The organism is Pseudoxanthomonas sp. LjRoot204_2 (assembly GCF_056175765.1).
This window is the reverse complement of sequence record NZ_JBGFFG010000118.1, coordinates 1-8524: the sequence shown is the minus strand read 5'-3', so window position 1 is coordinate 8524 and position 8524 is coordinate 1. Positions and strand designations below refer to the sequence as shown.

Genomic DNA, 8524 nt, shown 5'->3' with positions numbered 1-8524 from the left:
CTGTTGCGCCAGGGTGAACTGCAAGCCCTTCAGGCTGCCGTCGCGATAGCGTACGTCGCCGGTGATCGCATACGCCGTGGCCAGGTAGTCGAGCTGGGTGTAGATGTTGCGATTGTCGAAGCTACCGCCGGACTTGCGCGCCTCTGCATCGAAACGCGCTTTCTCGGCATCGTCCAGGATCCTCGCCGGATCCTGGTTTTCGATCCAGCCGCCGTCCACGCGCTGGTAGCGCAGGATGTTGTCGGCGATCTTCGCAACGTCCTCCGGCAGATAGCGCGGGTACGCATCGCCATGCACGTTGCGCCAGTGGTGGATGGCGTCCTCGAAGCCGGCGAGCGAAGGCGCGTCATCCGACGGCGCGGCCATCGCGGACGAGGATGCGATCAGCAACGCGATGGCTAGGGCACGCACCGCGATCATCCCTTCAACGCCCGCGGCAACCACAGCGAGAGGTCGGGGAACAGCGCCACCACCAGCAGCACCGCCAAGCCGGCCAGCCAGAACGGCCAGATCGTGCGCATGCTCTGCGCGATGGTGATCTTGCCGATGGCCGTACCGATGAACAGCACGGATCCCACCGGCGGCGTCACCAGGCCGATGCCGCCCGTCAGTACCAGCACCAGTCCGAAGTGGATCGGATCAATGCCGTACGCGCGTGCGACGGGCAGGAAGATGGGGGTGCAGATGAGGATCATGGGAGCCAGGTCCATGAACGTGCCCAGCACCAGCAGCACCAGCACGATAAGCAGCAGCACGGTGTACTTGCTGTGTGCGATCGACTGCAGCGCATCGACCGCAGCGGCCGGGACCTGCAGATAGGCGAGCAGCCAGCCGAAGACGGCGGCCGTCGCGATCACGAACAGGATCACGCCGGTGGTGCGCGCCGCATGCGTCACCGTGGCGAAGAATTCCTTCACCGACAGTTGCCGGTACAGGACGCTGGTGACCAGCAGTGCGTAGACGACCGCGATCGCGGCGCTCTCCACCGCTGTGAAAATGCCGGCGCGGATGCCGAAAAAGATCAGTCCCACCAGGCCGAGACCGGGCAGCGCGGCCACCAGCCGCAGCATCACTGCGCGCATGCCGGGGAAGGGCTCGGTGCCATAGCCGCGCCTGCAGGCGACCGCCCAGCCGGTGAACATCAGCACGACCGTCATCAGCAATGCCGGCACGATGCCCGCGGCGAACAGGTCGGCGATCGACAGGCCACCGCCCGCGGCCGCCGAGAACAGGATGAGGTTGTGCGACGGCGGCACCAGCAGCGCCACCAAGGCAGCGGTGATGCTGACGTTGACGGCGAAATCGCGGTCATAGCCCCGCTTGACCATCTGCGGAATCATCGTGCCGCCGACGGCCGATACGTCGGCAATCGCCGAGCCGGATACGCCGCCGAAGAACAGCGACGACAGGATGCTGACCTGGCCGAGGCCACCACGCAAACGTCCCACCAGTGAGGCGGCCAGGCTGATGAGGCGCTCGGAAATGCCGCCGCGAAGCATGATCTCGCCCGCGAAGATGAAAAGCGGAATGGCGATCAGCGATGCGGAGCCCGTGCCCGACGAGATCTGCTGCACCAGCACGATGCTGGGCAGGTCGAGATAGAGCAGCGTCGCCAGCGAAGCCGCAGCCAGCGCATACGCGACCGGCACGCCGATCAGCAGCAGGATCGCGAAGAGGGAAAACAGCAGGGTGATCGCCATCGGTCAGCGGGCCTCGTCGGTCAGCGGCGCACGCAGCACCAGGAACAGGCGGTACAGGGCGAACACCACCATCAACGTCCCGCCGACCGACAGCGGCAGGTAGCCGATGCTCTGCGGCATCGGCGCGCCGGCGATGCGGATGTCCAGGCCGTCGAACAGCAGCACCGCGCCCCAGTACGCCATCACGCCACCAATGGCCGCGATCACCAGGGGCGAGATGGCATGCAGCACCTTCTTCAGGCGCGGACCGACCGCATCGGCCAACAGGAAGAAACCGAAATGTCGCTGGGTGTGCACGCCAGCTGCGGCTCCCAGGCTCATGGCGGTGGTCAGCAGCAGCACGGTGACCGGTTCGGTCCAGCTGGGCGAATCGTTGATGACGTAACGCGCGATGACCTGCCAGCCTTGCACGACCACCAGCCCCAGCAGGGCGGCGACGGCGATGGCGATCGCGGCATCGGACAGCAGGTCCATGCCGCGCTGTACCGGGGTGGCGGGAAGGAGCGTGGTTTCTTCTGACATGGTCGATCCTCAGGCCAGGTCGCGGATGCGGCGGTAGAGCGTGTCGATCGCCGGATCGCTGCGGTATTCGGAGAGCAGGGGCTGCGATGCCCGTGCGAAAGCGGACAGGTCCGCGTCGTTGCGCTCGACCCCGGCCGCGAAGACGGCGCCGCGCGCTTCCGCTTCCGATGCGTCCCAAAGCGTGCGCATCACGCCGACGGACTGGCGCGCGGTGTCGATCAGGAGGTCGCGGTCGCGCCGCTGGAGGCTGTCCAGCGTCCGCTGCGAGACCAGCAGCACGTCGGGCGCGTACGAGTGGTTGGTCTGCGACCAGTAGCGCGCGGCTTCGAAATGCCGGCTGGAGTGGAAGCTGCGGATGTTGTTTTCCGCGCCGTCGATCATGTGCGTCTCCAGCCCCGAGAACACTTCGCCCAGCGACAGCGGAGTGGGATTGGCGCCGAACAGGCGCAGCATGCGGATGAAGATGTCGGACACCGGCACGCGGATCTTCAGGCCATGCAGGTCGGCCGGCGCGCGGATGGCATGCTTGGTGTTGTAGAAGCACCGCGCGCCCGAATCGTAGATCGCCAGGCCAACCAGGCCGCGCCGTGCGAAACCGTCCAGCACCGCCTGGCCCACGCCCTCGTCCATCGCCCGCCGCATGTGCGGGACCGAATCGAAGACGTACGGCAGGCAGAGCGCCTGGGTCAACGGGAAGGCATTGTTCAGCGCGCCGGCATACACGCGCGTCATGTCGATGGCGCCGAACCGCGCCATGTCGATGGCTTCGGATTCGCGGCCCAGCTGGCCTGAGTGGTACTGGCGCAGGGTCACCCGGCCACCGGTCTCCCTCGCGAGGGTCTCGCCGATCCAGCGCACGGCCTGGACGGTGGGATAGTCCTTCACGTGCACGTCGGTAGCGGTGAGCACGCGCCGTCCCTCGTCGGCGAATGCCCGGCCGCCTGCCATCGGCAGCGCGGCCGCCACGCCCAGGCCGGCGCCCAGGAAACGACGACGGTTCATCATGCGCGCCAGTCTCCCTCGTCCTTCGCGGTCGCAGCCGTGGCCACGCCGTCGATGCTGCCATGACCGTCGAACGCGATGCACGCCCGCTGGCCCGGCAGGATGTCGTGGATGCCGGTGGCGTTGCCGGTGGCGATCAGGTCGCCGGCTTTCAGCGGGCGGCCGCGGCGCGCCGAACGCGAGAGCGCGAACGCGAAGGCGGCACGCAGCCCGCCGGGCAGCGTGGTCGCGCCTCCCTGTCCGACCTGCCGGCCGTCGATCGAGGTGGTGCACGCCAGCGAGGCATCGCTGCGATGGGCCCAGTCCGGGATCTCGACGCCCATCACCAGGCCATTGTTGTTGCCGAAGTCGGACACGACGACACGCGGACCCAGCTGATTGATCGTCGCCAGCGGACTGCTGGCGACTTCCATGCCGGTGAACAGCGTCGATGGCACGGCGGCGGTCTCTTCAGGCGTCCAGTCGAGCTTGCCGGCTGGCGCATCCGCGTCCAGTCGCAGCACGTATTCGGCTTCCACCGCGCCGAAGCCGCCCTCGAACACTTCGAAGACCGATTGACTACCGGTGGTCATCTGCAGCTGCTTTGCGAAGATCGGCCCCAGCAGGCGCTCGTCGCCGGACGCATCGCGGCGCTCGGGCGCGATGAATCCGACCTTCCATCCGACCACCCGGTCCGGCCATTGCGCGATCGCCAGATCCTGGACGCGGTAGGCGGTAACGAGGTCGTCGGGGATATCGCCGGGAAAGCCCGGCAAAGCCCTGCCCTGGCGGCGCGCGCCGACGAAACTGTCCGCGATGGCGGCCAGTGCGGGCACCGCGGCGCGCGCGTCGGCGAGGGCATTCTGGTCGTTGCTCAAGTGGGTTCTCCCCGCTGCGTTTTGTTGCACTGCCGAGTGACAGTGCAGGTTGATGGCCTGTATATGGTAAACCGGTGTCATTGACAATGTGCACTGCCGCAAAAACCCATCCCGATGCCACGATGCGTCGATCCACTCCTGGGAGGGAGCCAATGCTTYATATCCGTTTCCCCGCGCGGGCCCGCGGACTGACCTGCGGTCTGGTCGCGATGCTGATGCTGCTGGCCGCGCCACCGCTGCTGGCGGCCGACGCCACGAGCGTCGCCTTTCCCGGCGCACAGGGCGCGGCGGCACACACGCCGGGAGGGCGCGGTGGCAGGATCGTCCGTGTCACCACGCTGGCCGCGGACGGCCCCGGCTCGTTCAAGGAAGCGGTGACCGGGAAGGGTCCGCGCATCGTGGTGTTCGAGGTCGGCGGCGTGATCGATCTCGGCATGAAGGAACTGCGCATCGACGAGCCGTTCCTGACCATTGCCGGCCAGACCKCGCCGCACCCCGGCGTGACCCTCATCAAGGGTGGCCTGACCATCGCCGCCCATGACGTGGTGATCCGCCATCTGCGTATCCGGCCGGGCGACGGCGGCAAGCCGAAGCGTTCCGGCGACATCGACGCCATCACCACGGTGCGTGGGGCGCACGACGTGATCGTTGACCATTGTTCGCTGACCTGGGCGACGGACGAGAACCTCAGCGCTTCCAGCACCCGCTTCCATGGCGAGAACGAGGCGGAGTGGATGGCCAACGCGTCGCGCCGCATCACCTACAGCAACAACATCATCGGTGAGGGACTCGCACACGCCACCCATCCGAAGGGCGAGCACTCGAAGGGGTCGCTGATCCACGACCACGTGAACGACGTGCTGATCGTGGGCAACCTGTACGCGCACAACTACGAACGCAGCCCGCTGTTCAAGGGCGGTGCGCGCGGCCAGGTGATCAACAACCTCATCTACAACCCGGGCCAGCGAGCGATCCACTACAACCTGATCGCCGAAGAATGGCTGGGTCATCCGTACTCGAAGGGCGAGATGGTGGTGCGCGGCAACGTCATGCGCGCCGGCAGGTCGACCGAACCGCTGGCCTTCCTGATGATCGGCGGTTCCGGCGACCTCGACCTGTATGCGCAGGACAACCTCATCGTCGACCGCGTGGGCAACACGAGCATTCAGGAGACCGGCAGCTATACCACCGCGCCGGTCAAGCTCAACCGCCTGAAGAGCGCACCGGCGCTGCCGTTCGGCGTCGCGCTGCTGCCATCCGCCAAGGTGCAGGATGCGGTGATCGAAACGGTGGGCGCCACGCCCTGGAACCGCGACCTGATCGACCGTCGCATCGTGGCCGATGTCATCGAGGGGCGCGGCGAGATCATCGACAGCCAGGAGCAGGTGGGCGGCTATCCCCAGTACAAGGAAGCGCGCAAGCCCTTCGTCGAGAGCGAATGGAATCTCGACACGATGGAGCCGGTGTCCGGCCGTTATCCACGCGGAGAGCCGCTGCGCTGAGGCGAACGCTGCCGGCGCAGGCCGGCAACGTTCGGACAGGCCCGCCCATCGGCGGGCCTTCTGCTTTCCGGCTGGCATGCATGGCGGGCGTGAGGTCAAGAGAGGATCGTCGGCGGATGCGCGGCCGCGGCACTGGTGCGCTCGCGCGTTCCCGCATGAGCGAGCCCGTGGCGGGGCCGTTGGACCGTGCGGCGGACGTCCTGCGGGACGCCCGCCGGCGGGACTCAGAAGTTGAACCGTGCGCCCACGTAGTACTGCCGGCCCGTGTGGTGGTAGACCGAGGCGCGATCGCCCACGGAATCCACGTACTGGTCGTTGAACTCGTCCGTCAGGTTGAGCCCTTCGAAGGTGAGCGTGAACTGCTTGTTCCACTTGTACGACATCGACACGTCCACGCTGCGCGCGCTGCGCTTGCCTTCCACGTCGTTGTTGTTCTGGCCCGGCACGCGCTGCAGGTAGTCGTCCCGGAACGAGGTCGACACGCGGGCACTGAACGTGTCGTTGTCGTAGTACAGCGTCGCGTTGTACGAATCGGTCGACAGGTTGACCAGGTCGTTGGCGATGTAGGTCACCGGGAACGATCCGGGCACCGCGTAGTCGATGTCCGATTCGACGTGCGTATAGTTGAGTAGCACGCCGAAGTGACGGAAGCCGCCCGGCAGGAAGGTGAACGGCTGCTGGTAGTTCAGTTCGAAGCCTTTCAACGGACCGCCAGGCGTGTTGATCGGCGTGCGCACGTCGAACTGGACGTCCCAGAACGTAGAGGGCACCCATTCCAGCGGCAGGCCGGTATCGCGATAGGCGATGTTCTCACGCAGCTCCTGGATGTAGGTCTCGATGTCCTTGTAGAACAGCGCCAGCGAAAGCACCGAGTCCTCGGCGAAGTACCATTCCGCGCTGAAGTCGTAGGTCTTGGCGCGGAACGGGTCCAGATACGGATTGCCCACGCGGATGTTCGGCGTGCCGGTCGTGGTGACGCCGGCGCCGGGCGACAGGTTGCCCAGTTGCGGACGCGCCATCACCTTGGCGGCACCGAAACGCAGCACGAGCTCGTCGGTGACGTCCCAGGCGACGTTGAACGAGGGCAGCCAGTCCTTGTAGTCGTTGCTGACGGTGACCGGACTGCCGCCGCCGACCGACGTATAGCCGCTGGCATCGATATCCGTGGTGGCATAGCGAAGACCGACGTTGCCGCGCAGCGGACGCCCGGCAAGATCGGTGTTGAAGTCCAGTTGCAGGTAGCTGCCCCAGTCCTCCTCGCCGATGCTGCGGTTGTTCCCGCGCGCGTTGCCGTTGGTGATGCTGCTGAGGGTGAAGTCGCCGCCGGGCAGGCCGGTGTTGCAGTTGCAGTAGATGTCGAACAGGCTGGCGATCGCGCCGAGATCCGGAATGAGCCACGCACTCGGCCCGCGGCCGTCGAGTCCGCGGCCGAAGCCGGTGACCAGGGTGGACAGGTCCGCCAGGGTGGTGCCGGCCGGCAGTGCGGGCACCGACGTCTCGCTCGCGCGGCGGAACTCCCAGGTGTCCATCTGGAATTTCTTGTACGACACGCCGCCCCGCAGCGTGAAGGTCTCGTTGATCGCGAAATCCAGATCCAGCTTGCCGGTGTCGAAGGTGTTGTCGACCCCCTGCGGCCGGATGCGGATTTCCGAGCCGGTGGTATTGGCGGCGGGGCTGCTGATCCAGCGCCAGGCCGACGGGCTGGTCACGTCCAGGCTGCCGTACGTGATCACCGGCAGGCGGCTGTTGCCCCGGTAGTCCCAGCTGTAGCCATCGAGGTTCTGGATGTCGAAGGTCACCGTGGTCTGCACGGGATTCCGGAACTCGGACGTCGAGGTGCCGACCATCGCATTCAGCGTCAGCCGGTCGGTGACGTCCTGTTCCAGGCTCAGGCTGTACTGGCTGAATTCGGTGGAGAGCTCATCGAACCGCGACTCCGACCGGACGTCGACATTGTCGAACACGCCATAGACCAGGTTGCCGCGATCATCGACCTCGGCCTGCAGCACGTGCGTTTCGTACTTGCCGCCCTGCGAGTTCGAGCGACTGAAGGAGATCGTTTCCAGGAAATCCTCCTGGCGCGTGGCATCCAGCTTCGAGTACAGCGCGTCGAAGCTCAGCAGGGTACGGTCGCTGGGCTTGAACTGCAGCGCGGCCGTGACGCCGAGACGTTCCTGCTCGTGCGTCAGCCGACCATACCGGGGCAGGCGCGGATGGAAGGTGGTGGTCGCGGACGCCAGGCGGTAGGCATCGTTGTTGGCCTGCGTATTGGCCGGGCGTGGATTGCCGGTGGAGCAATTCAGGGCCGTGGTACCGCGCCCGCTGTTGTTGGTGTTGTTCTGCGGAGCGTAGCCGACCGGGCTGCAGAAGCCGTTGGACGAGGCACCGTTGTCCCAGCGCACCGCGCTGTAGCCTTCCTCCAGCAGGTTGCGCTCGCTGTACGCGGCGGAGAGCAGCGCGCCGAACCTGCCGTCGGCCCACGTGTTGCTGATCAGCGCGGAGAAGCGCGGGTCCCACTGTTTCGACAGGTCGTTGTAGCCCATCTGGGTGGTCACGGTACTGGTGAAACCGTCGTAGTCGAACGGACGCGCGCCGCGCAGGTCGACGGTGGCGCCGAGCGAGCCTTCGTCCACCTGCGCCGACTGCGTCTTGCGTACCGTCAGCTTGCTGAAGAGCTCCGATGCGAACACATTGAAGTCGAAGCCGCGGCCGCGGTTGGCGCCACCCGAGCTGTCGGTGCCGCCGGTGGTCGCCAGCGCCTCCAGTCCGTTGATGCGCACGCGGGTGAAATCCTGGCCCAGGCCGCGCACGGTGATCGAGCGGCCTTCACCGGCGTCGCGGTCGATCGCCACGCCGGGAATGCGCTGCAGCGCTTCGGCGAGGTTGAGATCCGGGAACTTGCCGATGTCTTCGGCGACCACGGCGTCGATCTGTTCGGCGC

7 protein-coding genes are annotated in these 8524 nt (G+C 66.6%); 1 reads left to right on the top strand and 6 read right to left on the bottom strand.

Annotated elements, in window-relative coordinates; genetic code table 11:
* The 5 genes from AC04L7_RS07525 to AC04L7_RS07505 form a co-directional block, all read right to left on the bottom strand.
* A partial coding sequence (locus tag AC04L7_RS07525) for a pectate lyase (RefSeq protein WP_475512763.1) occupies positions 1–411 on the bottom strand: 411 nt, incomplete at its 3' end.
* Between the two features lie 5 nt (positions 412–416).
* Positions 417–1700, bottom strand: a complete 1284-nt coding sequence (locus AC04L7_RS07520; RefSeq protein ID WP_435996672.1) for a TRAP transporter large permease — start codon at positions 1698–1700, stop codon at positions 417–419.
* Positions 1701–1703: 3 nt separating this feature from the next.
* Complete coding sequence (locus AC04L7_RS07515; protein WP_296279344.1) at positions 1704–2222, bottom strand: TRAP transporter small permease; 519 nt, start codon at positions 2220–2222, stop codon at positions 1704–1706.
* Between the two features lie 9 nt (positions 2223–2231).
* Positions 2232–3227: a TRAP transporter substrate-binding protein gene (locus AC04L7_RS07510; RefSeq protein WP_435996675.1), complete on the bottom strand. Its 996-nt coding sequence runs from the start codon at positions 3225–3227 to the stop codon at positions 2232–2234.
* On the bottom strand, positions 3224–4081 hold the full coding sequence (locus tag AC04L7_RS07505; protein ID WP_435996677.1) for a 2-keto-4-pentenoate hydratase: 858 nt from the start codon (positions 4079–4081) through the stop codon (positions 3224–3226). Before AC04L7_RS07505 ends, AC04L7_RS07510 begins: the two co-directional genes overlap by 4 nt.
* Positions 4082–4233: 152 nt before the next feature.
* On the opposite strand from AC04L7_RS07505, the gene AC04L7_RS07500 reads away from it, so the two are divergent.
* Entirely contained in the window at positions 4234–5583 is a 1350-nt protein-coding gene (locus tag AC04L7_RS07500) for a pectate lyase family protein (protein ID WP_475512762.1), read from the top strand.
* 224 nt (positions 5584–5807) lie between these two features.
* On the opposite strand, the gene AC04L7_RS07495 is transcribed toward AC04L7_RS07500, so the two are convergent.
* On the bottom strand, positions 5808–8513 hold the full coding sequence (locus AC04L7_RS07495; protein WP_475512764.1) for a TonB-dependent receptor: 2706 nt from the start codon (positions 8511–8513) through the stop codon (positions 5808–5810).
* Positions 8514–8524: the final 11 nt, after the last annotated feature.